This is a genomic window from Dyadobacter arcticus, assembly GCF_011762185.1.
GTDB lineage: Bacteria > Bacteroidota > Bacteroidia > Cytophagales > Spirosomataceae > Dyadobacter > Dyadobacter arcticus.
Genome location: NZ_JAASQJ010000006.1, coordinates 12283 through 37516 on the forward strand (window position 1 = coordinate 12283; position 25234 = coordinate 37516).

25 protein-coding genes are annotated in these 25234 nt (G+C 43.7%); 10 read left to right on the plus strand and 15 right to left on the minus strand.

The window, feature by feature from the left end:
* Positions 1–133 precede the first annotated feature (133 nt).
* Positions 134–688 carry a hypothetical protein gene (locus FHS68_RS23725; RefSeq protein WP_229212045.1) on the minus strand — a complete coding sequence of 185 codons (555 nt, stop codon included), beginning with the start codon at positions 686–688 and terminating at the stop codon, positions 134–136.
* A 122-nt stretch (positions 689–810) separates the two neighbouring features.
* Between FHS68_RS23725 and FHS68_RS23730 the strand changes: the two genes are divergently transcribed.
* A complete protein-coding gene (locus FHS68_RS23730) occupies positions 811–1152 on the plus strand; it encodes a cupin domain-containing protein (RefSeq protein WP_167275938.1) in 342 nt (113 codons plus the stop codon).
* A 39-nt stretch (positions 1153–1191) separates the two neighbouring features.
* Here the strand turns inward: FHS68_RS23730 and FHS68_RS23735 are convergent, their stop codons facing one another.
* The 6 genes from FHS68_RS23735 to FHS68_RS23760 form a co-directional block, all read right to left on the minus strand.
* Positions 1192–1935 (minus strand): SDR family NAD(P)-dependent oxidoreductase, encoded by a 744-nt coding sequence (locus FHS68_RS23735; protein WP_167275941.1) that lies wholly within the window; start codon positions 1933–1935, stop codon positions 1192–1194.
* A gap of 268 nt (positions 1936–2203) precedes the next feature.
* Complete coding sequence (locus tag FHS68_RS23740) at positions 2204–2536, minus strand: hypothetical protein (RefSeq protein ID WP_167275943.1); 333 nt, start codon at positions 2534–2536, stop codon at positions 2204–2206.
* A gap of 246 nt (positions 2537–2782) precedes the next feature.
* Entirely contained in the window at positions 2783–3955 is a 1173-nt protein-coding gene (locus FHS68_RS23745) for a glutathionylspermidine synthase family protein (RefSeq protein WP_167276489.1), read from the minus strand.
* A 1-nt stretch (position 3956) separates the two neighbouring features.
* Positions 3957–4565: a Cj0371 family chemotaxis-regulating polar lipoprotein gene (locus FHS68_RS23750; protein ID WP_167275946.1), complete on the minus strand. Its 609-nt coding sequence runs from the start codon at positions 4563–4565 to the stop codon at positions 3957–3959.
* 193 nt (positions 4566–4758) lie between these two features.
* Positions 4759–6045, minus strand: a complete 1287-nt coding sequence (locus tag FHS68_RS23755) for an aminotransferase class V-fold PLP-dependent enzyme (RefSeq protein ID WP_167275949.1) — start codon at positions 6043–6045, stop codon at positions 4759–4761.
* Between the two features lie 67 nt (positions 6046–6112).
* Positions 6113–6877 (minus strand): M23 family metallopeptidase, encoded by a 765-nt coding sequence (locus FHS68_RS23760; protein ID WP_167275951.1) that lies wholly within the window; start codon positions 6875–6877, stop codon positions 6113–6115.
* A 160-nt stretch (positions 6878–7037) separates the two neighbouring features.
* On the opposite strand from FHS68_RS23760, the gene FHS68_RS23765 reads away from it, so the two are divergent.
* On the plus strand, positions 7038–8009 hold the full coding sequence (locus FHS68_RS23765; protein WP_167275954.1) for an aldo/keto reductase: 972 nt from the start codon (positions 7038–7040) through the stop codon (positions 8007–8009).
* Positions 8010–8047: 38 nt separating this feature from the next.
* On the opposite strand, the gene FHS68_RS23770 is transcribed toward FHS68_RS23765, so the two are convergent.
* A complete protein-coding gene (locus FHS68_RS23770) occupies positions 8048–8458 on the minus strand; it encodes a DoxX family protein (protein ID WP_167275957.1) in 411 nt (136 codons plus the stop codon).
* 197 nt (positions 8459–8655) lie between these two features.
* Here FHS68_RS23770 and FHS68_RS23775 point away from each other — a divergent pair, with 197 nt between their 5' ends.
* Positions 8656–10917 (plus strand): TonB-dependent receptor, encoded by a 2262-nt coding sequence (locus FHS68_RS23775; RefSeq protein WP_167275960.1) that lies wholly within the window; start codon positions 8656–8658, stop codon positions 10915–10917.
* Positions 10918–11065: 148 nt separating this feature from the next.
* On the plus strand, positions 11066–11374 hold the full coding sequence (locus FHS68_RS23780) for an isoamylase early set domain-containing protein (RefSeq protein WP_167275962.1): 309 nt from the start codon (positions 11066–11068) through the stop codon (positions 11372–11374).
* 114 nt (positions 11375–11488) lie between these two features.
* Here the strand turns inward: FHS68_RS23780 and FHS68_RS23785 are convergent, their stop codons facing one another.
* Both FHS68_RS23785 and FHS68_RS23790 read right to left on the minus strand, forming a co-directional pair.
* Positions 11489–12415 carry a hydroxypyruvate isomerase family protein gene (locus FHS68_RS23785; protein WP_167275965.1) on the minus strand — a complete coding sequence of 309 codons (927 nt, stop codon included), beginning with the start codon at positions 12413–12415 and terminating at the stop codon, positions 11489–11491.
* Positions 12416–12526: 111 nt separating this feature from the next.
* Entirely contained in the window at positions 12527–15223 is a 2697-nt protein-coding gene (locus FHS68_RS23790) for a PVC-type heme-binding CxxCH protein (protein ID WP_167275968.1), read from the minus strand.
* Between the two features lie 349 nt (positions 15224–15572).
* Between FHS68_RS23790 and FHS68_RS23795 the strand changes: the two genes are divergently transcribed.
* Complete coding sequence (locus tag FHS68_RS23795; RefSeq protein WP_167275970.1) at positions 15573–15989, plus strand: hypothetical protein; 417 nt, start codon at positions 15573–15575, stop codon at positions 15987–15989.
* A gap of 58 nt (positions 15990–16047) precedes the next feature.
* Here the strand turns inward: FHS68_RS23795 and FHS68_RS23800 are convergent, their stop codons facing one another.
* The 3 genes from FHS68_RS23800 to FHS68_RS23810 all read right to left on the minus strand — a co-directional run bounded on the left by FHS68_RS23800 (position 16048) and on the right by FHS68_RS23810 (position 19763).
* Positions 16048–16341 (minus strand): type II toxin-antitoxin system RelE/ParE family toxin, encoded by a 294-nt coding sequence (locus FHS68_RS23800; RefSeq protein WP_167275973.1) that lies wholly within the window; start codon positions 16339–16341, stop codon positions 16048–16050.
* The gene (locus tag FHS68_RS23805; RefSeq protein WP_167275974.1) at positions 16338–16592 is read right to left on the minus strand and encodes a hypothetical protein; all 255 of its coding nucleotides are present in this window, start codon (positions 16590–16592) and stop codon (positions 16338–16340) included. Before FHS68_RS23805 ends, FHS68_RS23800 begins: the two co-directional genes overlap by 4 nt.
* Positions 16593–16673: 81 nt before the next feature.
* Positions 16674–19763, minus strand: a complete 3090-nt coding sequence (locus FHS68_RS23810) for a PVC-type heme-binding CxxCH protein (RefSeq protein WP_167275977.1) — start codon at positions 19761–19763, stop codon at positions 16674–16676.
* Positions 19764–19867: 104 nt separating this feature from the next.
* Between FHS68_RS23810 and FHS68_RS23815 the strand changes: the two genes are divergently transcribed.
* The 5 genes from FHS68_RS23815 to FHS68_RS23835 all read left to right on the plus strand — a co-directional run bounded on the left by FHS68_RS23815 (position 19868) and on the right by FHS68_RS23835 (position 23660).
* Positions 19868–20455: a hypothetical protein gene (locus FHS68_RS23815; protein ID WP_167275979.1), complete on the plus strand. Its 588-nt coding sequence runs from the start codon at positions 19868–19870 to the stop codon at positions 20453–20455.
* Between the two features lie 116 nt (positions 20456–20571).
* On the plus strand, positions 20572–21498 hold the full coding sequence (locus tag FHS68_RS23820; protein ID WP_167275982.1) for an alpha/beta hydrolase: 927 nt from the start codon (positions 20572–20574) through the stop codon (positions 21496–21498).
* Positions 21499–21543: 45 nt separating this feature from the next.
* Positions 21544–22005 (plus strand): Xre family toxin-antitoxin system antitoxin, encoded by a 462-nt coding sequence (locus FHS68_RS23825; RefSeq protein WP_208408425.1) that lies wholly within the window; start codon positions 21544–21546, stop codon positions 22003–22005.
* 1 nt (position 22006) lies between these two features.
* Positions 22007–22456, plus strand: coding sequence for an RES family NAD+ phosphorylase (locus tag FHS68_RS23830; protein ID WP_167275987.1), 450 nt, complete (start codon positions 22007–22009; stop codon positions 22454–22456).
* Positions 22457–22472: 16 nt separating this feature from the next.
* On the plus strand, positions 22473–23660 hold the full coding sequence (locus tag FHS68_RS23835) for a glycosyltransferase family 87 protein (RefSeq protein ID WP_167275990.1): 1188 nt from the start codon (positions 22473–22475) through the stop codon (positions 23658–23660).
* A gap of 44 nt (positions 23661–23704) precedes the next feature.
* On the opposite strand, the gene FHS68_RS23840 is transcribed toward FHS68_RS23835, so the two are convergent.
* Both FHS68_RS23840 and moaA read right to left on the minus strand, forming a co-directional pair.
* On the minus strand, positions 23705–24103 hold the full coding sequence (locus FHS68_RS23840) for a T9SS type A sorting domain-containing protein (protein ID WP_229212046.1): 399 nt from the start codon (positions 24101–24103) through the stop codon (positions 23705–23707).
* Positions 24104–24227: 124 nt separating this feature from the next.
* Positions 24228–25220, minus strand: a complete 993-nt coding sequence (gene moaA, locus FHS68_RS23845; RefSeq protein WP_167275995.1) for a GTP 3',8-cyclase MoaA — start codon at positions 25218–25220, stop codon at positions 24228–24230.
* Between the last annotated feature and the right edge of the window lie 14 nt (positions 25221–25234).

Here is a 25234-nt window from a genome sequence, read left to right on the forward strand (position 1 = left end):
TCTGTTTTAGTAAATCAGTTTTTCTCCTGTTTGCAAATGCGTTGTTTCGTTTTTGGGTATTTAAGCCAACAATGCACTGCGGAAGGATCACGCCAAGGCGCGACGCTAATCAGGAGTGGTAAAAATGGAGATACTAACCCAGATTGGGTGGCGGCGACGGGATTTTGGAATGCCTTTCAGGAAAAAAGGAAATGGCAGTCGGATAGTAGGCCCTTTGAGCAGGTGTCCATTCCAGCACATAGAAGATGTGCTTACGACCCTGGTTCATGTATTCTTTGAGGAAATTCTTTAAGATATGCGAATGATGGCCTTTTTGAGAATCTGAAGATTGCCCGGTTACCTGATCATTGATCCTGGAAACCAACTCACTGAAACGATCCCTGGCATTTTGATCCACTGCGCATTGCACATACAAAGTGTCATTGATCAGCTGCTGGCTTTTCATCTGGTAAAACTGGCCTTCATGCTCGATCTGACCTTGAACAGGTTCAGGAGCGTCCCAGTTGTTCTGATAAGGAACAGCAACAGGCACCTTGATGACAATATCGCCGGAGACGATTGATTGATGAACAAGATCCCTACCCCTGGCACTAATAGTCTGTGTTTCCTCCGACAAATAGACTATGGAATAGCCTACCATGTTGTAGAGGAGCAGCCCCAAAAGCGATATGGATAAAATCCTGCGCAATGTTTAAATATTGAAATTTTATGATGATTCTTGCAAATGTATAAAAAGCTTTTGATGGTTACCTAGCTTTTCACCTTATTTTTGTTTCACATTACTGTAAAATACTTTGCAAATATATTGTTATGCCATTTGTTAATTTTAATACCAAAAAAGTGGTCAAGATCTGGGATGGAATTTACGGTACCCTCGGACATTCTGAAAAACAGACTTTCGGCCGTTTCACCATCGATTCAGGGACATTGCTTCCTGAGCACAGCCACGTGCACGAACAGTGGTGCCACGTCCTTGAAGGCGAACTCGAATTTATGGTGGATGGCGAAAAGATGTTGCTAACCAGTGGAATGACGGCTTATATTCCTTCCAATGCCCCTCATTCGGCTGTGGCGCACACCGCCTGCAAGGTACTCGACTGCTTTACGCCAGCCCGTCAGGATTTTATTGAGTTGGAAAAACAGACGGAATAGCTTTCGATAAGGCCTATACGTACGCGCTGCATCCCAGCATTAGTAAGTCGCTCTTCCGCCCGATAGGTCAAAGGTGAAACCGGTTGTAAAGCTGTTTTCCGGCGAGACAATGAATGCGGCTATGTTTGCTGCCTCTTCTAATGTCCCGGTTCGTTTCATAGGGATCTTTTCGGTCATGTACTTCACCTGCATTTCAGGCATAGCATCCACCAGGGGCGTTTGGATCACGGCCGGGGCTAATGCATTGATAGTGATGCCGGTATCGGCGTACTCTTTCCCCTGCACCTTGGTCATCCCGATCACCGCGGCCTTAGACGCCGAGTAAGCAAGCATGCCCGCATTTCCTTCTTTACCGGCGATGGAGGCAATGTGCAAAATCCGTCCATAATTTTTTGCCAGCATGTGCGGCAATACTGCTTTGGAAGTATAAAAGCTCGCCATAAAATTGATCTCGAAGACCTTTTGCAGATTTTCGGCACTTACGTCATGACTTTTAATGTTGGTTTCACCAGTGATGCCCGCGCAATTAATCAGGATATCTATTTTACCAAAACGCCCAATGATCCGCGCGACAGCTGCTTCTACCTGCGACTGATCCGTTAGGTCCAGGCCGATAAGCTCTTCATACTTTTCCGGGTTGACAAACTGCTCGTTCAAAGCTTTCTCATTAATGTCTAACAACCCTATGCAGGCACCCTCATTCAACAATTTATGGGAAATGACAAGACCAAGCCCCGACGCAGCTCCGGTAATAATTGCTACTTGTTTATTGAAACTACCCATTTGCCGGTGGTTGTTTAGTCATATTTAACATATCCGATTGAAAAGTCCATTTTGTACCGATTTTAACTACCATTTGTCAATGTTGTTTCCTGGTGCATAATTTCCCTCTTTCCCCTTTGATTATAAGAAGGACGGACAAAAAGAAACCGGGCAAAGAAGAACTGATGTTGCAGCCTGATTCTTTACCCGGTATTGTGCCTTAATTTTAGTAACAGAAGTAAGTTTTCTAATAACTTAAGTGTGTGTGTGTGATGCTATCCCATATTATTTAAAGCAATTCGCTTTCGTAGTGCAGGCCTATTTGCGCTGGATGGTAACTTATGATGCGGTTAAATTCTGATAGCGCCTGATTAACTTGTCTTTGTGATACGCCGCTATATTCGAGCAATAATATTTTCGCCTGGTTATTGGTAGACCGCTTCATTTTCCAATATTGCGGATGATTGATTCCTATGGGTGTACGGAAGTATTTTTCCTTCGGTTCTTTGATCAGGATCTCATATTCGGTACTGAATTGAGGATTGTCGTGAAGGAAGAAGCCTTTAACAATTACTTTCACCTCTCTTCCACTTTTAAGCTGAAAAGTTTTTTCGTGTATCATAACAGGATTTGTTTAAGAATATCGGAATTGACAAGTTGTCGGTTCGGAAGGTCGGAATCATATTTATCTACAAAATTCCCGTACCAGCAATAGCATTTTGTAAACATTACAAACATCACCTCTGAGAACGACTTTTTTTCATTAAGTTTAGCTAACGGTCGAATATGTTAGCCTACGGTAACATTTTGCGGATTTTAGGTAGTAGATTTTTTCAATAGCCTGACTAAGAGCCGCTAGCACTGAAATTCACTCGATGATGTGACCAACAAATTGGGCTGTATTATCGAGGATCTTACCGCCCCGCCTGAATCCCAATGCGCAAGCTTCACCCGCGTAGAAAATACCCGCCTGATAAGAATGTCCGTTTGCGTCAACCGGAAATGTCACGTATTCCTGATAAACCTTGCTCTGATTTGCATATTCGCCCTCTACCGCCTCCGATATATCTCCCCCTTTTTCAACGATGGATACATTCGCACCTTCCCGCCCGAACAGGACTTTGCTGACTGATTTCTTGTGAGGTAATAAATATCGCTCAGTCTGAAGTAATAGGGGATGGTAAGGGTACAAGTCCCATAGCACTTTAAGGATGTATTTGGATTGAAATAATAAAGTGTAAGCCGGATTGAGAATCAATGCTTTACGGTTTTTCACTATTTCTGTCAACATTCCTGCAAGCTCAGGTTCGTCCAATCCGATGTATTCCCAGGGAACCAGTTTGAACCAAAAATCAAAACGGATGAAATTGCTGGTATCCCCGTCCTGGAAAAAAATCCCTTCGCCATTTGAAAACTCAACATCGTCAATATAAGCAAACTCAGTATCGAAGCCGGCCTCACGTGCGGCTTCCGTGAGTAGGGCAACATTAGTATCATCCTCAGGAAATCCCCGCATGGCGGAGAATAGTATGGAAGGGCTGAGGTCGGAATTGGCTTCCCGGATGTACCTGAACTGACCAACCAATGTTTCATACAACGTGTTGAACTGCCTTGAGTCGTCCAGCGCATTCATGCGAAGGTGCGCCCACTGTACAACCGACGTTTCAGGGATACAAGTTGCAGTATCTGCATTAAACTCAATGAGTTTTACTGACTCTCCATCGAAACCTCCTGCAAGATCAAAACGCCCGTACAAATGCACTTGCCGATCGTCCTCCCATGATAATTTGATCATTTCGATCAGATTATCCGGGATTCCCATTTCCTTGAATAAATCTTTGTCAATCACATGCTGCCCGGCTTCGACCAGCATATCGTATAAGGTATTCGCAGCGTCGTAATATTGCGTTGCCTGCTCCTCCCCGACGATTACCACATCGTTTACAACATATGGGGCTGTGTCGGTACCGAGCATCCAGTTCCACCCCACATTCTGAAGTGCTTGTTCAGGAGGATTGGGCAATGATTTTAAATTTACCATATCAACCTCCGCTTCTGCCTGATGAACGTCCGAAAAATCCTTTTCTGCCTCCACTCGGCCTTGAAGTTACTGTGCGTGTGGTACGCGAAGCATTCACCTGACGCACAGCATTTTGAGAACGTTCGTAGGTGGATGGGTTGCTATAAAAACCCCGGCTTACATTCGGATCATTTCGATAGTTATTCATGTAGGAATTGCTCCGGTTGCGACCCAGCATATACCCGATCCCGCCATAAAGTAGCATGCTCGATAAGCCGGAATGATGGCCAACATAGGAACGATTGTCACGAATTTCTTCGTCGATTAAAGCTTTGGCGGCGGCAGTGCTCAATGTGTCCACATGACCGTCGAGATAAGTAACTATGGCCATAGAGCTGTCCACACCCACATTTTCCTCGTCCGTAATTCGGAATTCACCCGCCTTAACTTCCTTAATATGAGAGCGGATACCTTTGGAGTAACTTGTTTCTTCGTAACTATAAGCTTCTTCGTCTTCATTGGAAGAACAACTGCTCATGGTAACGCCTGATAATAAAGCCAAAGCCAGCGCACCACTGATACTAATATCTTTTACGTTTTTAATAAAAGATCCTTTTCTTATTTGTGTCATTTTGTTGGTTTTTATGCTGAGATTATCTCAAAACTAGTTCTTTTAATTTCAAACTGAAGTCCCATTCTTTCGAAAGGTTCTTTTAAATGATTTGAAATACAAACGCCTTATAAACGGTTTTCTGTCAAGCCCTTAAATGAAGAAAGCATAACCCGTTGCTCAGGTTATGCTTTCTTAAATAAGTAGAAAAAAATTATGCCTTCTTGGCAATCTTCTCAATTGCACCTACCAATTTGTCCAGATCGCTCAGTTTGGTATAAACATGCGGTGTGACTCGCACGCAATGAATGTTTTCCCAATTGATACCCACTGTGTGGATTTGATGATCCTTCATCAGCTTGCCGTCCAGTTCTTCGGGTTTCATCCCCTCTATACTCACGCCTGCGATGGCGCAGGAATATTCAGGTTTTAAAGAGGTATGTATCTTGACGCCTGGTATTTGCGCGGCTTTCTCAGCCCAATATTTTTTGAGGTAATGTACCCGCTCCTGTTTTCTTTTTGATCCAATACCTTCCTGGAAATTAATGGCTTCACCAATTGCCTGTTCAATGCAAAAACTCCTGGTACCCAATGTTTCGAACTTTCTGATATTGGCACTTTTGGGTTCTCCGTTGCAAAGTAAAGGCCATATTTTCTCAATTTTATCTTTCTTAATCCACATCATTCCACTACCCACAGGCGCACTTAGGAATTTGTGAAGGCTTGTTCCGAAATAGTCACATTCCAGGTCAGGTATATTGTAATCCAGCAAACCGAATGTGTGCGCTCCGTCCACGACCACTTCGATCCCTTTGCTGTGGGCCATTTGGGAAATTTTCTTAACCGGCATGATCTGCCCTACCCAGTTGATAATATGGGTAATATGGATAATTTTTGTTCTTGGCGTAATGGCATCCGCATATGCTTTCACGATCTGCTCATCATTCTCGATCGGGAAATCAAACGATAGCTGTTTGTACACAATCCCTTCGCGCAATTGGCGCTGCTTGTAAGCTTGGATCATGTTGGGATAATCCTGAATGGTACCGATCACCTCATCGCCTTTTTGAAGCGGTAAACCAAAAATAATGGTATTCAATGCCTCGGTAGCATTCCGGTTGATCGCTATCTCCTCTACGTCGCATCCTCCCAACTTAGCAAGGCGCTGGCGCAAAGGCTCGCGGCCCTTATCAATAATCCGCCACATATAATAGGAAGGTCCCTGGGCAGCAGCTCTATTATATTTTTCAAGCGCTTCCTGAACAACGATCGGGGAAGGGGACACGCCGCCATTGTTCAAAATAATGATCTCGCTTTTGCTCGCAGTATAAGCATCCTGGATAACCGACCAGTAATCTTCATTGTCTTCGCTATTCACTTTCCACAATTTCTCGGCTTCGAGAAACTCCTCCGCGTGCAATTGATTGTAAAGGCTGTTGATGCCAAATGCGCCCATCCCGAGGGCTGCACTTTTTCTGAAAAAGGACCGGCGGTTGTTCATAGAAAATCTTTTATGGGAATAGTAATTGAGTGAATCCCAATTTATTAAATATATGGAGCAATCACAATTATTCGGTTTCCAAACTGTCCTTCACAATGGATTGGAGCAACCATTCATAAGTATCGTACGGCTCGGGCATTCCTTCGCTGTCGAGTTGGAGGTACATTAAATGCAAATGTGTAGGGGAGCGTTTCTTGTAAGCATTGAACCCGCTGCGGCCCATTTCTGAAATTTTGTCGCCTGCATTTACCCATTGCCCTGGCTGCACTTCAATCATGTTGTTGTGGGCATAGTAAAACAGTCCGTCCAGGCAGGGATCGTAAATCCAGATCCAATTGCCTCCACGAAAGTCGCTGTCATATTTCCAGCTCGTTTCCGTTGCCAGCACCAGCCCGGAAGTAAATGCTAATACATCCACCGGCTTCCAGGTACGATCGTCGAGGTTATCCTGATCCTTATCTCTTATGAAAAGGTCGTGTGCCGGATGGCTGCCTTTTGCATTCATATCTAAAAGATCAAAACCTTCCGCCCGGTATCCCCTGCCTCTTGCTCCGATGGACTCTCTTGGTTGATAAGATTTTACGGGATAAACAAAATAAGAAGAGTCAATGCCATGGCAGGAATCGCTTTTGACTATTGCCCTTAAATTCTGAATAACAGTCCTGAAAGCACTTCTGGCAGAGTCGGGCGTGATGACGCAATCACGGACGTCCAACTGGATCTGTTGAAATGCGGCACAGTACTCGGCAATTTTATCGGAAGATTCACTTTCATTACTCCAAGCAGAAATGCTGATGATCAATACAAATCCGGCAAATCTTTTCACTGTCATTACCAATAGTTTTGACATCCACCCATTTTCTTTCACTTGAACTGGTATTTGAAGAGCGTTGTAGCGAGGTTTTGAAAACAAAAATGCTACAAATGTATTTCTTATACATTAAAAAGATGCTCGGTTATCCTTTAATGCGGGAACACTAAATTACTTTAAAATGCAATATCGTCGTTTTGGACGCACAAACTGGCAAGTCAGTGAGATTGGTTACGGGATGTGGGGGTTGGCGGGCTGGACAGGTTCCGACCGGAAGGAAACAGATGACTCGCTGAATCTGGCAGTCGAATCGGGCGTCAATTTCTTTGATACAGCCTGGGGCTATGGCGAGGGTTTGAGCGAAAGGATTCTGGGAGAGCTGATCAAACGATATCCCGACAGAAAGCTTTACGCGGCCACAAAAATACCTCCAAAAAACCGGATCTGGCCATCACAGCGCGCATTCAAGCTGAAAGATGTGTTTCCGGCAGATTACATTGTGGAGTATACGGAGGAGAGTCTCAAAAATCTGGGAACAGAACGAATAGATCTGCTGCAATTCCATGTATGGGAAGATGATTGGGCGCAAGAGGATGAATGGAAGGAAGCGATCCAGAAATTAACCAAAGAAGGAAAGGTGGAAAGCTGGGGAATCAGCATCAATCGCTGGGAGCCTGATAATGCGTTGGAAACCTTGAAAACCGGGCTAATCGACGCCGTGCAGGTTATTTACAATATTTTCGACCAGGCACCCGAAGACAACTTGTTTCCGCTTTGCAGGGAACTGGACGTAGCGGTTATCGCCAGGGTACCTTTTGATGAAGGCACATTGACAGGAACATTAACCAAGGAAACTGTATTCCCGGCGGACGATTGGCGGTCAACTTATTTCGTGCCTGAAAACCTGAATTCAAGTGTGGATCACGCTGAAGCATTGCGAAAAGATATTCCCGCAGACATGACCATGCCCGAACTTGCACTTCGATTTATCTTAAATAATCCGGATGTTCATACCACAATTCCCGGAATGCGGAAATTGCCGCACGTCAAGTCTAATATCGCCGCAAGCGACGGACAGGTAATACCCGTGGATTTGGTTGAAAAACTGAAACATCACCGATGGGACCGGCAAACGACCGAATGGTCTCAATAGAAACGCAAAGCCCGGCTCAGATAGCCGGGCTTTTCTTATTATTTAAATAACCTGCTATCCAAAGAAAACTTGCCAGGCCCAGTCAAAAATAAGGTCAGGTAAGTTACCAGGAATGAGATACCGTGTTCCTTTTTATCAAAACCATCTTCTGCGTGTACAATCAGGACGATTACCAACATATTAATGATCAGGGGAATTAATGCTGCCCTCGTAAAAAGTCCGAAAACGATCAGTATCGAACAAACCAATTCTGCGAAAATGGTTAGAATATAGGACAGTTCGGATCCCAGCCCCAGGGGATTTGGAAATGAATGGTCTCCGCTTAAAAACACATTTAGCTTGTCGTATCCGTATGGGATCATCATGATCGGCAATCCAACTCTCAAAATCAGTATCCCTAAGTCCGCAGCTGCGGGCAATTTCATAGGTTTCAAAAATTTCCTGAGCATAGCTAATATTTGGTTAATTAAATCTGATTGTCCCCTCTCAAAATTCGCGCGGTTGCGAAAGTAACCAGATATCGCGTGCAGATGGTTCACAAATTTTTTAGCTAGCATGTATTTTGAGATTTTTATTTATCAAGTTAATTTTTTAGGTTTGTCTAAATTATAATTAAGAGGTAGGTAAAATATTGCTCATTTCAAATATGAAATCACTCATACTATTCATTTTCTGCACATTATCATTTGAATTGCTGGGACAACATACCCTTTCGGGGAAAGTTATTCTCGACGGTCAGAATGAAACTGCATTCGGCGCTTCCATCTATATATCTGAATTAAAAACGGGAACAACCGCTGACACACTCGGCAATTATCGAATCACAGGCATTCCAACCGGTACGTATACGATCAAGGTTAGCTACATTTCGATGCCAGCGGTAACGGAACGGAATATAAAAGTCGGGCAAAACGTGGTTAGGGATTTTACATTAAAACCGGGGGCAAATTCATTGGACGAAGTGGTCGTGACGGGCACAATGAAGGAGGTTTCTAAGTTGGATAGCCCTGTACCTGTGGATATTATCACCTCAAAATTCATTTACAAAAACCCGGTTCCCAGTATATTTGAAGGACTTAGCAATGTAAATGGCGTCAGGCCCCAACTTAATTGCAATGTGTGCAGCACAGGCGACATTCACATCAATGGGCTTGAAGGTCCGTACACCATGGTACTCATCGATGGAATGCCGATGGTAAGCGGGCTCTCCACTGTTTACGGCCTGTCGGGAATCCCAAATAGTCTGATTGAACGCGTAGAGATTGTAAAGGGACCAGCTTCAACGCTTTATGGCTCAGAAGCTGTGGGAGGTTTAATCAACATTATCACCAAAAATCCATCTAAAGCGCCCATTTTTTCTGCGGATATGTTCAGTACAACCTGGCGGGATTACAATGTGGATTTAGGTGTGAAATTTACGGCGGGAAAAAATACGAGTTCATTGCTGGGGATCAGCTACTTCAATTATCAAAATCCCATTGATAAGAATAAGGATGGCTTTACAGACTTAACCCTGCAAAACAGGATCTCGTTTTTTAATAAATGGTCTTTTGATCTGAGAAATAACCGCCAGGCCAACATTGCCGCCAGATACTACTATGAAGATCGGTGGGGTGGTGAAATGACGTGGAACAAGTCATTCCGCGGCGGTGACCAGGTTTACGGTGAAAGCATTTACACCAAACGTTTTGAAGTGCTGGGTAATTACCAATTACCTACGCCTGAAAAAATCACATTCCAATACTCATTCAGCTCGCATAACCAGAATTCGGTTTACGGCCACGTTCCATTTCTCGCAGATCAGAAAATAGCATTTGCACAATTGTTGTGGGACAAAGAAATCGGAAAGCACAACCTGCTTTTCGGTACGCCGTTCAGATATACTTTTTACAACGACAATACGACGGCTACGAAATATCTTGATGGGAAAGACCACCCGGATAAGATTCTTCTTCCCGGTTTTTTTGTCCAGGATGAAATCAAATCCGGCCCGCATGCATTGCTACTGGGCGCCAGGTATGATTACAACAGTCGTCATGGAAGCATTTTCACCCCAAGACTCGCTTATAAATTCAAGTTTAACCAAACAGATGTGGTAAGGCTTAACATTGGCCGTGGCTTCCGCATTGTCAACCTGTTTACAGAAGATCACGCTGCATTAACAGGTTCCAGGCAAGTCATCGTGAAAGAAGCGCTTAATCCTGAACAAAGCTGGAATGTGAATGTCAATCTTGTTAAAAAGATCGTAACAGGGAATTCCTTCATCGGTTTCGATGCATCGGTATTTTACACCCACTTCACGAACCGCATCCTTCCCGACTACGATACCAACCCTAATCAGATAATCTATGACAATCTGGATGGTTATGCCGTGTCAAAAGGAGTGAGTCTGAATCTCGATTTCAATTTTCCTTTTCCTCTTAAAATAATTGCCGGAGGAACCTATATGGAGAATTTTCAGAAAGAAAACGGTGTGCGCTTCCGGCCTGTACTAACAGAGAAATTCACAGGTGTGTGGGCTATCAGCTATGAAATTCAGAACGCAGGCCTTTCATTCGATTATACCGGAAATATTTACGGCCCGATGCGGCTGCCAGTGCTCAGCGAAAGCGATCCAAGGGCAAAAGTATCGCCTATCTGGTCTTTACAGAACATTCAGATCACCAAGAAATGGGACAACGGCCTGGAAATTTATGGAGGTGTCAAGAACCTTTTGAATTTCACGCCACCAGCTAATTCCATCGCCCGTTCCAAGGATCCTTTTGATAAAAATGTCAAGTTTGACGAGCAAGGTCAGGTGATTGCAACGCCCGATAATCCGTACAAGCTAACGTTCGACCCGTCTTACGTTTACGCTCCAAACCAAGGCATTAGAGGCTTTCTGGGAATGCGGTATACGCTAAGGTAATGTCCTGATTTGCAGCGTTAAAAAAATACCCTGAAACGTTATTATATAATTATTCAAAGACATTAATCATATATTGTACTGATTGTCATTGCTTTGAATAATTAATGATTGTATATTTGAGCCATTGATTAATTAACACTACTTGATTATGGCATTAGCGAAACAATTTGTAAAAAGTAAGTCTGTTTACAAAGTAACATTTACAGTACCAGCGGAAGCGGTTGCTGAAACCAAAAAAGTAGCCCTTGTAGGTGAATTCAATGGCTGGAATCCAGAAGAAGCCATCGCTCTTAAAAAACAAAAAGACGGTTCCTTCAAAACAAGCCTGGAACTTGCATCAGGTGAATATCAATTCCGTTACATCCTTGACGATGAGAAATGGGAAAACGATTGGGAAGCTGATAAATACGTTCCGGCAGGCGTTGCAGCTACGGAGAATTCGGTAGTGGTATTGTAGGGAGCTTTTAGCTTTTAGCGAAAAAAAAAACCGGCAAGTATCGCTACTCGTCGGTTTTTTTAATTTTTTATCAAAACAGAAAAAGCTAACAGCTAATAGCTAACAGCTCTTGGGCTAAATAACAAAACTATCACTATCTACATACGCTTTAATCAACGCATCTTCACCAGCGGCTCCTGATATGGAATTGCCGTGCTCCATGCCCATGATGAATGATTTGTTTTCCTTTTTGCTGCGTTCGTAGATGTATTTGAAGATGTTTTTATAATTGATTTCTCCGGTTGTAGGTTCTTTCCTCCCTGGCTCGTCACCGATCTGGAAGTAATCAATTTCACTCCACGTTTTGTCGATATTATAAATTAAACGACCCTCGTTTTTCTGCATATGGTAAATGTCATACAGGATTTTGCAGGATTTGCTGTTGACAGCGCGGCAGATTTCATAAGTCTGTTCTGACGTCCGCAGGAAAAGGTTTGGCGAATCGCTTAGCGGCTCCAATACCATTACCAAACCGTGTGGCTCCAAGATCTCAGCACCTCTGCGAAGTGCATCAATTACGTGGCCAGTCTGCACGCCAATAGGCAGATTTCTTTCAAAATCACCTGGCACCACAGTCATCCATTTCGCATTGACGCGTTTGGCTACTTCTACGGCTTTTTTACATCCGTTCAGGAAAATGTCAACATATTCCTGTTTGCCAGCAGCCAGCGTATTGGCGCCGTTACCTCCTTTATCCACTACAAACACACCCATTTCCATTCCCGAACGGGTCATTTCCTTTGCAATGGCTTCTTGTTGCTCCACAGGTCTGCCCATCATGCCATTGTCTTCAAGGCCCATAAAACCGTTATCGGCCATAAATTTGAGCTGATCGATCACATCCTTTCCTGCCTTATTCTGGAACATGCCAAAATGCGGCGCATATTTAAGCTTAAACTGATTTTTGGCGTAGGGAGCGGCCGGACTGGCAAAGGAATCGGCAGCCACAACGGCAGCGCCTGCAATTCCAAGGGTAGATTTCACAAAATTTCTGCGAAGCATGTCTTTCTTTTAAAGTTATGTTTAAATGTAAAGAAAGATTGCACTCTTATTTACCTCAAAATGCAGTTCTATTATTTTGGAAATCCCTGTTATTGAATAAAAAATACGAGGTCAGGAGCGGTCTTTTCTTGATCTGCGCTTCCTTTTTTCTTTGCTGTTTGTGGGTTTATTGGATTCTATTTCTTCCTTCGACTTTGGAAAATAAGGCGCCAGTTGCACTTTAATTTCTTCACGAAAAGCATTTTTCACGCCTTCAAGCGCTGCTACTTTAATATCACCATTCAAACGATCTTCTCTTAACAGCCTTACAACAGCCTCTTCACCAGGCCAGCTCGCACCAAGATATCTGGCCGCATTCTTTCGAACAGATGCAGGTTCATCAGCATTCAAAGCAACATTACGAAGTAAATAGACGGATTCTGTGCTTCCTACGGTCTGGATAGATGCAAGCAAGGCCGATTTCTTCGTCTCGTTCATACTTTCCAGCTTCTGGGTGACATAGGAGATTCCCGCTTGTTCAAGTAATAACCCACCTGCATCCCGACCCAAAACCTCATTGGATTTATCGAGCGCCAATTTCAAAAGCCGGTCATTTTCAGATTCTAGCTCATAGCGGGTCATCAAATCAATGTAATGATCGGTACCATATGTTTCGTCCAGTAACTTATTTAATGCATTAAGACCTTGCTGAGAGTTAGTTACAAAAGATTTATCCAAATGAAGCAACGCCAGCTTGCTAACCTCAATACGATCTGAGGAATTGACAGTTAATACATTCAGTAAAGCCTGTGATTTCTCATAACCCGCGCGGAAAAAGTCGAACGCGCGGAAATAACGAAGCCGGCTTTTAAAACTTACACTCGTATCCGCAGCAAGATCGGTCAGATACGGAATGGCTTGCCGGGTCCGTGCGAGCCAGATGATGTCCTTGCCTGCGTCGGTCGACCCCGGTTTCGCTCCCGCCCTTTCCAGCCAAGCAGGAAAAATACGCTCCCACTGATCGTAAGCGCCAATGCTCAATGCTTCTACCGACCACCGGTCTCTACCTTTATATTGCTTCGCCAGCTGCAGCCAGACATCCAAAGCCTCGTAAGTATGGTTATGGTTGATCGCCAATGCACATTCCCTTCTGACCTGCGGGTCGGGATCGGCGGTCAGACGCTTGATGTATTCGGTTGGGTCACTATTCCGTTGGCGAACCGCACGCAATGCGGTAATCTTGATGTTAGGGTTCAAATGACGAAAACCAATATCAAGCGCGCGATAATTGAAGCCCTCGATTCTATTCAAAACCCACAAAGCCCTTGCACGCAGCTTTGGATTAGCATTGTATTTATTGAACAATTCTTCCAGAAAAGGCTCCGCATTCCAGCCATGTTTTATACAGGCATTCCAGGCCATATACCGCATAGATAAGTTGGGGCTTTGCAAAGCCTGGACAGCTTGTTCAGGGATATTTAAATCAAAAACAGGAATTTTGTATGGCGTCGCGGTAGGAGCTACGCGGAAAATCCGGCCCCGGCTTTTATCCTTCATTTGATTTGACCCAATTACAGGATCATACCAATCTGATATGATCAGGGAACCATCTGGCGCAACGCACACATCGGTAGGACGAAACCATTTATCTTTTGCTCCTTCGACGATTGGAATGATGCCATTGGATTTATAGCCGGCACCATCATTCTGGACAGGAAATGCGCTTACATAATTTTGTCCTGCATCGGCAAGTACAATCTGATCCCAATATTTGCGGGGCAATAGCTCACCTTCATAAATGGTCATTCCCATCGGAAATCCTGAGCCTGTTTCCAGCAGATCAGGCACTACACCCGGATCATTCTGATGCCAGTGACGACGGGGAATTTCGTCTTCCAGGTTCGTCCGGTTTAATCGCCAGCTTGCCCCTGTCATTTCATCGATATACCCAAAATTGCCGTTTTCCATTACATAGGAAACACGGTCGCCACCATTTCCGGGTTCTTCCTGGTCAGATTGCCACATCGTTCCGTAACTATCCACGGCTACTTCGAAGCCATTGCGGAAATTTTCGGCCATGATCTCAACTTTTGTGAAATCCTGTTCACACCTGAAAACGACTCCCTGCTTAAATTGCCGGAAGTCGATTGGTCTTTCGTATTTATCAAGAAGCGGCCGATCCTGTCCGTCCACAAGCTGTTGTCCAGCATTTCCGTAGTTGAAGTAAAATTTCCCGTCAGGCCCGAATACGAATGCATGAATGCCCGCATCATTCTGACTTCCTCCTATGCCTTTGAATAAAACTTCCTTTGTATCCGCCTTATCGTCGCCGTCTGTATCTGTAAAAAGCCAGACATATGGACTTTGAGAAACAACCGCCTTATTGCCCATCACCCAAATCCCGAGAGGCGCATTGATTTCGGGACCCTGGTAAAATACTTTGGTAAGGTCCGACTTGCCGTCGCCGTTTTTGTCCTCCAAAATCAGGATCCGATCACCCATCCCCAGCTCCGATTTGCCGTTTACCGCAGGTCTGTAATTATAGGCTTCGCAAACCCAGACCCTGCCTTTATGGTCTACATCAATGTTAATCGGGTTGATCACATCGGGTTCAGAGGCAAACAATGTTGCTTCCAAACCATCGGCCACTTTCAGCCCTGCGACCGCATTTCTGGCAAACCGCTTTTCGGGTTCAGAGAGGGCAGCATATACACTATCCGGATTAGTAACCTCTAATGAATCAACAACTTGACAAAAGCCGTAAACTTGGAGAAGGAAAGAATTTGCCGCGAGTAATAAGGCAAATCTTTTTAAATTGAATTGTTTCAAAACAAAAATTGATGACGCAGACCACACAAAAACCGTTTAAAAATACGGCTTGTTTGCTGAATAAGGAAGAGGATACTCAAAGTTATTCAATTTGAATAAAATGTTTTGTTATATTACAAAACAATTCAATATTGATTTGCCGTTGTGAAAGAAAAAATAAAGCAGCTTATCGCGGAACAATTATTTCGAAGGGGCCAATTAAAATTTAACCTTCACAACTATGAGACCGCCGGGCTACTTACTGATGTTATCAGAGATCAAATTTTGGATGAAATGAACGCAATTGACCAAACAATTGGCAAGCTGAACGAATTACTAAAAGCTATCTAGCAATTAAATGATTTACTCAATGGAAGATCTAATTAGAAGATTGAATGAAGCCGACAGCCTAGTGGAATACGAATTGGCAAGTAAAGCCTGTCTGGACTATTTTTCCACAGCTACTGAAGCCGAACGTGCCGTAGTGAGAAAGGCACTACTTAACAAGGGTGATGAAATCCTGCTTAAGGCGAAAGAGTCCCGCCAAAAGGCTGCTGAACTCATCGCAGAATATGAAAATTCCGAAGTTAATATAGAAATTGATGGTCGAAAATACCCACTAAGTGAATGGGTAACTATGAAAGAATATTGTCGGCGCTTTGGCCTCAAAAACACAATGGTGATCAATAACTGGATAACTCGCCAAATCATACCCAAAGAGAACATTCTAAATATCAGCCAGTTAAATGACCTAAGATTAATTAAGGCGGTACCCTATAAAGGTTAAATTTTCAAAGTTGATTGGGTTGGATCAGGATTCGCTCTTGATATATTCAAGTACTAACCTATCCTGGATATTTTTTGTGATTAAGGCGATTATCAAAAATGGATAGCAAAATTATGCTTTGAGGCTTAATTGCAAAAAATAGGGATGTCTGAGGAGAGGCAACACAACGCCTAATTTCTTTCTGTTCTATGACAACAGGAAATTGTTTTGGATATTTCCGAATACGATCAATTTTAAAATCTATCTCACTCAGCACCCGCAAAGCAATTACTTCACTCCAAGTTGAGAAAAGGTATTCGGTCAAAATTTCATACTCGAAAATAGCGCGTTCAGTCCACTCTAACTCCATCAATGTCCGGAATACTTGATGCGCATTTCTTCAATTTTTTTGTCAATTATTGACCTTGCCTGCTCATGTCCGGCGACACGCCCTGCCTCTAAATCTTTTAATCCTTCACCAATGCCAAAAAGCTCGGCCTGCGAAATGTCCTCGAATAAATCCTCCTCATTTTCAAGACTGAACTTGAAACCAAGCTCAGTCAGTACCTTCTGTAAAACAGAGATATCCTTATATTCTTCTATTTCTACTCTAAGTGTTGTCATGTAATAAACCTAACAAAAAAAAATGTTAAATCAATCTGATATACCTAATTGATCCCATCTTTAATTGCGAGAAATTATTCGCTACTTCTTCTTAAGACTACTTAAATAATCAACCAAACTTACCAACTCCTCGGTACTCATAGCATCCTGCAAGCCAGCTGGCATCATCGAATCTTTAAGCTGTTTCATGGATTTCACCTTTGACATTTTATATTCCTGGGTAGTGCCGCCGGGCAGTTTCAGTATCAGATCGGTTTCTGTTTTACTGGCTACTATTCCTGTTACGGTTGAGCCATCTTTGAAAGTGACTTCAAAGCCTTCATAACCGAAGCCGATCCCTGCGCTCGGATCAAAAATGGCCGCATATTCGGCCTCTTTTGTCAGCTTACCTCCTATTTCAGAGAGTTTAGGGCCAAAATCCATTCCTTCGCCATTCACCTGATGACATACTGAACAATAGGAAGTAAATACTTGCTTGCCTTTTGCAAGGTCTCCTTTCATCGTCAATAATTGGGTCATTTCAGGGTGTTTGCGGGTTGAGGTGCTGACACTGCCAGCTTCCATGTATTTGGCGGCTTCCAGTTTGATTGACTTCCGCCAAGCGCCACTGAGCCCTTGAACAGCAGCTGTTTTCACTTCTCCATCTAACTTACCGTCTTTTAGCAACAACAGAACCTGATCTTCACCAGCCATCGTACCTCCCAATGATTTGGCAGAAATGGTTCTCAAACTCGCCGGATAATCACTATCCTGCGCCACTTTCTTCAATATTTCCAAAGATTCTTTACTACCAGAGGATTTTAATGCTGTCAAAATACTTTCGCTCTTAGCCTGATCGCTGCCTTTGATGATTTTCCAGACCAAATCGCCGCCTCCCTGTTTCATAACCTGTGAAGCTGCCGCCATACCTATTCTGGTAGACGATTGGTTGATAGCCATTTCCAGCAATCGATCATTTTCGGAGGCTAACTCATATTTGCTTACCAATTCAAGATAGGCGGGGGTTCCAAATGAAGCATCCAGCATTTTCTTTAATGCAGCCATCGCTTCTGGCGTTTCCTTCACAAATCCGGGATCCAAATGTCGAAATGCCAATTCATTAATCTGCGTTTGATCCTTAGTGGTACCCTTCATCATTTTCAGTAAGGCCAGTGATTTCTCGTTAGCAGCCGTATTGAAATCGAATGCGCGGAAATATCGTAAACGACTTTTCAAATCCACATTGGGATCGCCAGCCAATGAAGCAAGCAATGGAATGGATTCCTTTCCCCGTGAACGCCAAACAATGTCTTTACCGGCTTGTGAACCCGTCGGATTAGGTCCCACTTTTGCAAGCCACTCTTTAAAAAACGGGTCCCATTGATTGTCAGCCGCAATGCCGAGTGCTTCCAGATACCAGCGATCTTTACCGTCGTAATGCTTAGCCAGTTCCGCCCAAATTGCCGGAGCGCCCGCCGAAGTGTTATGGTGAAGTACCAATGCGCATTCCCTGCGCACCTGCGGCTCGGAATCTTTGGATAATAATTTGAGATAGCTGATCATGTCCGCATCCTTCACCTCGCTGGCAGCCCTTAATCCCGCAATCCGCATATCTGAATTGGGATCTTTGACGGCCTGATCAATTGCTTTCTTACTGGTTGCAGACCATTTGCTCAATACCCACAATGCCCTTGCACGCATCCGGTAATCTGCTTTTTTGTCGGCAAAAAGTTTTTGTAAAGGAGCCACCGTCTTGTCGCCCATTTTATTAATCGCTTCCCAGGCGAGGTATCTTACCGAAAGATTGGGGCTTTGTAATGCTTCAACCGCACCTTGTGGCGTTGTTAAATCTGCTTTTGAAGCGCGGTAAGGACTATTGGCAGGTGCAACTCGATATACCCGACCTCTTGCCTGATCGCCAGCCTGGTGACCGCCTACGCCCGGATCATACCAATCGGAGACGATGAGTGAACCGTCCGGCGCAACGCAAACATCGCTTGGACGGAACCATTGGTCTCTTTTGCCATCGACAATGTTGACAATTTTAGCGGCATAACCTGCGCCGGATTTTTCAACCGGATACGAGCGAAGCACATTATGTCCCGGCTCGCAATGGATCATTTGTCCCTGAAATTCTTTTGGCAGTAACTTACCCTCGTACACAATCATCCCGGTTGGCGAACCAGAGCCAGTTTGTAATAAATTAGGTACCACGCCCGGATCATTCAAATGCCAGTGACGGTAAGGAATCGAGTCCTCCATATTGGTACGGTTCGCACGCCATCCGGCTCCGGTAACTTCGTCGGTGTAGCCATAATTGCCGTATTGCATTACATAATTGATGCGCACGCCTTTGTTACCATCATCATCATTGTCCGACTGCCACATGGTTCCATAGCTATCCACGGCTACTTCGTAATTATTCCTAAAATTATTTCCAAGTACCTCAATGTTCTTAAAATCAGGATCGCAACGAAACACCATTCCCTGTTTTAACTTCTTGAAATCAATAGGCTGACCATCTTTTCCGACAATTGCATTTCCTTTTCCATCCAATAACTTCCCACCTTCATTTCCGAAATTGAAATAAAGCTTTCCGTCAGGACCAAACACAAATGCATGCATTCCGTGATCATGCTGCTCCCCGCCTATCCCTTCAAAAATCACTTCTTTTTTATCTGCCTTCGAATCACCATCTTCATCTGTGAACAACCACACATACGGGCTTTGTGAAACGATCACCTTGTTACCCATCACCCAAACTCCCAAAGGCGCATTGATTTCTTTCCCCTGGTAAAAAACAGTCGTTTTGTCTGACTTACCGTCTCCATCCGTGTCTTCCAGAATTAGGATCCGGTCTCCTTCGTTCTTAGTCGGGTTACCGTTGATCGCCGGACGATAATTGTATGCTTCGCAAACCCAAACCCTGCCCAAATGATCCACATCAATGTTCGTTGGATTGGTAATGGTGGGTTCTGAAGCAAAAAGGGTGGCCTCGAGACCCTCCGTTACGGACAAGCCCGCGACCGCATATTTGGGTGAACGCTTCTGTGCTTCCGTCAGGTCTTTGTACAAGCTATCGATCGTCGAGCCGTGAAATGTACTTGGGTTTGATCGCTGGTAACTCGCTATCATTAGTCCTGCCAGCAGGAAGCCCGCCGGAAAGAGCAATAGGTTTTTTCTGAAATTCATAGGTGAAGTAATTGTGTTTCCGACCGAAACGAATTTGTGTTATTCTTAAATGAAAGAATGTTAATTTTAGAGTATAAGAGACAATCCACCTGTCATTTACTATCATGAGCAAGACTTTTTTTTCCTTAATCGCTGTTTGTCTGGCACTTCGTGTTGCAGGGCAGAGCGTTCCGTCCGCTGACGTTCAGATCAAAACTGCGGTGCTGGCGGCACCCTCCGAGAAACAAGCCGGTGCAAAAGTTTACGGATATACTCCCGACGGCACATTTGGTATACTCCGCAATGGCAGTAATGATTTCGTTTGTCTCGCTGACGATCCTAAGAAAGATGAAATTAGTGCGTCTTGCTACCCAGCCACATTAGATCCCTTTATGGAGCGCGGACGAATGTTGGCGAAAGAAGGAAAGAACCCCAAAGAAATCTTTGACATCAGAGAAAAGGAAGTGAAAGATGGCAAGCTGTCGATGCCCAAACAGTCTACCACATTGTATGTTCTTTCCGGCTCAAAAGATAATTACGATCCTGCAACCGGTGCTTTAAAAAATAGCTACCTGCGCTACGTAGTCTACATTCCGTTTGCAACTTCCGAAAGTACTGGTTTGCCGCTCAAACCCGATATGCCTGGAATGCCCTGGATCATGGATCCCGGCACCCACAGAGCGCATATCATGATCAATCCGCCTAAACCCTGACCTGCGTCGGCTTCTCGAGTGTAAGCGAATGGACCATTGCAGGCGAAAAGTTTATGTGGTTCTATTTGAGGGTATATCGGGCGCCCGGGATTCTTTTCGATGAAAATGACGGATTAATGAAAATCACAAAAAACGTTCTCATCGCGATGAGCCTTCTCGTCTCATCCTATAAAGTCATGGCACAGACCGAAACGATCAATCTTTGGCCAGACGGCAAAATTCCCAATTTCAAAAACAATAGCATTGAGGAAAAGTCGGTCACCGATGCCCAGGGAATTCTTCGGATTAGCGGTGTAACCGTACCAACACTGGCAGTTTACGTTGCGCCAAAAGAGAAGGCTACGGGCGCATCCGTGGTCATATGTCCAGGTGGAGGATATGGTATCCTGGCGGCATCGCACGAAGGGAGCGACTTTGCCCAATGGTTTAATGATCGCGGCATCACTGCTTTTGTATTGAAATACCGGCTTCCATCCGAAAAAGGCATGGAACACCAACACGAAGTCCCGTTGATAGATGCCATGCAGGCCCTGAAGCTGATCAGGCAAAATGCGACCAAATGGAATGTTGATGGTCAGAAAATTGGCATTATGGGGTTTTCAGCAGGTGGCCACCTGGCAGCGACACTTTCAACGCATTTTAATATAGGGCCAAAAGCGTTAGAAGAAGCGAAACCGAATTTTTCAATTCTGCTATATCCCGTCATATCTTTTATGCCTAGCATTGCGCATGCCGGCTCCCGGGATAACCTGCTGGGGCCGGAAAAATCTGATGAACTGATTAAATATTACTCCAATGAATTGCAGGTAAGCAGCCAAACGCCTCCTGCGTTTTTAGTACATGCCATGGATGACACGGGCGTCCCGGTTGAAAACAGCATTGAATACTTTCTCGCTCTAAAAAAGTTTAAAATCCCTGCTGAAATGCACTTATACCCAAGTGGCGGCCACGGTTACGGCATGCGCACAGAAGGAAAAGGCTCGCTGGCAGGCTGGCCAGCGGCTATGGAAGGGTGGTTGAGGGCGATGGGGTATATGAAATAACTTACCATTTCAATTATCAATTTCTTTTGTTAAATTTACTGTCAAATGACTCTTGCAGTCCAATCATTTGACAGTATGCCGACACAAATTATAGATGTTTTAGGAGGACAAAAAGCTTTCAGGCAGCCTATTGATAGCTTTTTGTCTTTTATTGCAGCTACAGAAAAGGGATTTCCTATTTCAGTGGCCCAACGGATTCAAAAGCAATTGGAGCTCTCCAATAAACAATTCAGTCAAATGCTTAATTTGTCTGAGAGCACTTTTCAACGCCGAATTAAAAGTCAGTCTGCATTATCTGCGGGAGAAAGCGAAAAAGTAGTTGATCTTTCCAAAATCATTGCCAAAGGCCTCGATGTTTTCGAAAACGAAAATGACCTTAAAGTCTGGCTCAACAGCCCAATCCTTGCACTAGGAAGTAAAAAGCCAATTGAACTTCTCAGTTATTCAATTGGCCGAGAGGAGATTTTGAATGTCTTGTTCAGAATAGAGCACGGAATTTTCTCCTAGCATGCGCCTCTACCGTATCGCATCACCTGTTTATGCAAATGATCTTTCGGGAATTGGCTGTCTTTACACGAGCGGGCGGTGGCATTTCAAGGGAACGCGGATACTATACACTTCCGAGCATATCTCTTTATCAAAACTTGAAATTCTGGCAAATTCACCTGTAATCCCTAAAAATCAGGTTTTGGTTACCATAGAAATTCCCGATACCGCGGAGGTGAAAGAGATTATTTCCGCAGAACTTCCGGATAATTGGTGGGATTTTCCATTTTCCAACGCTTTGGCTGATATCACAGAAACCTGGATTATAGAAGGCGCTTACTGGATTTTGAAAGTCCCATCCGCCCAAAGTTCCGATGAATACAATTACCTTTTAAATCCTTCTCATCAGGAACATCGTGCTGCCCGGATTATTAAAGTTGAGCCAATCCATTTTGATAAGCGATTGAAATAATTTCTCATAGTACTATATGAATGCCATTAACCGCTTTTTAGTAAATCCCCGGGCTATACTTTTTGTTTTTTTCAGCATTGCGCTGTTTGCAAGTTTGCAATCCTATTTTGGAGGCTTGAAAAGTTTCGTTGAAGGAGGGAAACTTTACACCACTTATAACAACTACATCATTTTCAAGCTATCCTTTTTTCACCTGATTCAAGACAAGGATTTGTATTTGCCTTTTTTGGATGAGCAGGGTGATTTTTTTAAATACAGCCCAACGTTCGCGTTAATTTTTGGAATTTTAGCAGTGCTCCCTGATGTCCTGGGACTTTCACTCTGGAACATTATTAATGCAGTCGTCCTCTTTTCCTCGGTTTATTATTTGCCAAGAACCGATATCCGCACCAAAGGATTGATATTTGTTTTTATGCTGGTGGAATTGCTTACCACCGTCCAGAATGAGCAGAGTAACGCACTAATGGCTGGCTTAATGCTATTTACATTTGGCTTTTTGGAAAGACGGAAATACTGGATGGCCTCGCTATGCCTGGTTTCGACAATCTTCATCAAGCTGTTTGGCATTGTCGGCCTGGCGCTTTACTTACTTTATCCCAACAAACTCAAACTGACTTACACAACGGCATTTTGGGCTGTGATTTTTACACTCCTGCCTCTCGTAGTTGTTGATCGTGACCAATTTATTTTTCTCTATAAAAGCTGGGCTAGTCTCTTATCCGATGATCAATCTTTCTCAGCTGGGTTGTCTGTAACACGCTGGCTAACAACATGGTTTGGCTGGAATATTAATAAAACATATGTTAGCGTTGCTGGCGTATTTTTATTCTGTCTGCCGCTTTTAAGAATTAAACAATATCAAAATTTCGTATTCCGGACCCTTATACTTTCCTCCATCCTCATTTGGGTGGTTATTTTCAACCATCGGGCCGAGTCTGCAACCTTCATTATTGCAATCGGCGGTGTGGCATTGTGGTATTATTCGCAATATCCCTCCAAAGAGAACTACATTTTACTGGTGCTGGCGTTTGTCTTTACCACATTATCTCCTACCGATCTTTTTCCAAAATTTGTGAGAAACGAATGGATGAAACCCTATGTGATCAAAGCAGTGCCCTGTATTCTGATTTGGGTGAAAATTACTTTTGATTTACTCTGGGGAAAATTTATTCAGAGACCGCACGGAAGTGAAGCAAACGAGTAAATGCCAGACGAATGCTGCATCCGTCTGGCAGATCATTTTGAACCTTAATTAACTCCAACCAACGTGCGGTTTACTTCACGAACTTCACTGGTAGATAAGTAAATACTTTTCACCACCTTCTCTGTACCGTTGGCCACTTCCAACGTATAAATGCCATCTTCTATCTCAGAGAAATTCAGCTTTCTGCCTAATTTATCTATATTTCTTGGTACGATATCCTCCATCAAAACCTTCCCTTTTTGATCCAGCAGCCGAATAGCCAGGCGATCTCCTTTTTCCTTTTCTATCAAAAGATTCATTGTAACCGTGTCATTAACGCGGTACATCCCTACCCTGAATTTCTCACAGGTATTGTTTTTACATTCTTTAAGTTCAATGGGTGCTGCTGAGAGATTGTCGTTCAGCGTCAGGATTGCAAATGCTCCAATAGCAAGAGTTTTCATCAAGTTTTGCATGGCTTTCAAAGGTTTGATTGGTAAAAAGGATTGAGATTTTCACCAATGATGTAACCTATTCAGGCCATGTTGCATACAATATTTAGACGGCTAAATTCACGGGTCGAATGGTTTAGCCCCCGATTGCTATCATATTCCTGTTTTGCTCATACTCAGATTTGGCCTGCTTCTCGGAAAAATTGACATGGCCGCCATATGCAAAATGTTTTTTGTGGAAATGCAAATAAATGAGGTCACGCACATCACTACCCTGTCGTAATGGTGTCAGAAGGTCGATTTCGGACGTATCGAAAAGACAGTTTTTTAGTTTTCCATCAGCAGTAAGGCGAATGCGGTTGCAACCGGCGCAAAATGGATGGGTTATAGTTCCAATAATACCGAATGTTCCCGCACCTCCATTTACCTGAAAAGTATGTGCCGTATCATGCGAATCTCCTGCCAGCTGTACAAAGTCGTATTCACTTTTAACGGAAGTAAGTAAATCAGCATAGGAAATAATTTTAGACATATCCCACTGATTACCCTTGAAGGGCATAAATTCAATGAAACGCACGTGCAGGTTGGGTTCACGGAGCGTAAGTCCGACGAAGTCATTCACTTCATCATCGTTCACGCCTCTCATGACGACCATATTGATTTTCACAATAAAACCCTCTGCAAGTAAAAGCCTGATGTTACTTAATGTTTTGCTAAAATGGTCGCGTTTTGTAATTGCGTAAAACCGCTCTTCTTGTAATGTATCCAGACTGACATTCAGCGAGCGAACCCCAGAGTTTTTTAGCGTGCCGATAAACTGGTCAACAAAAACCGCATTGGTAGTCAACGTAAGGGAAGACTGCAATTGACCCAATTCTTCGATAATTTGTCCAACATCCTTCCTGATCAACGGTTCACCGCCGGTAAGCCGGATTTTGTCAACACCCATATCCACGAAAATCTCAGCCAATGCCTGTATTTCATCGGCCTGCATCAACCATTTGGAAGGCATAAACTGCATATCCTCCTTGGGCATGCAATAGGTGCAACGCAAATTGCACTTATCCGTCAGCGAAATGCGCAGATAAGTATGTTTACGTCCAAATGTGTCAACTATCGGTAATGACATTTTATACTTTCAAA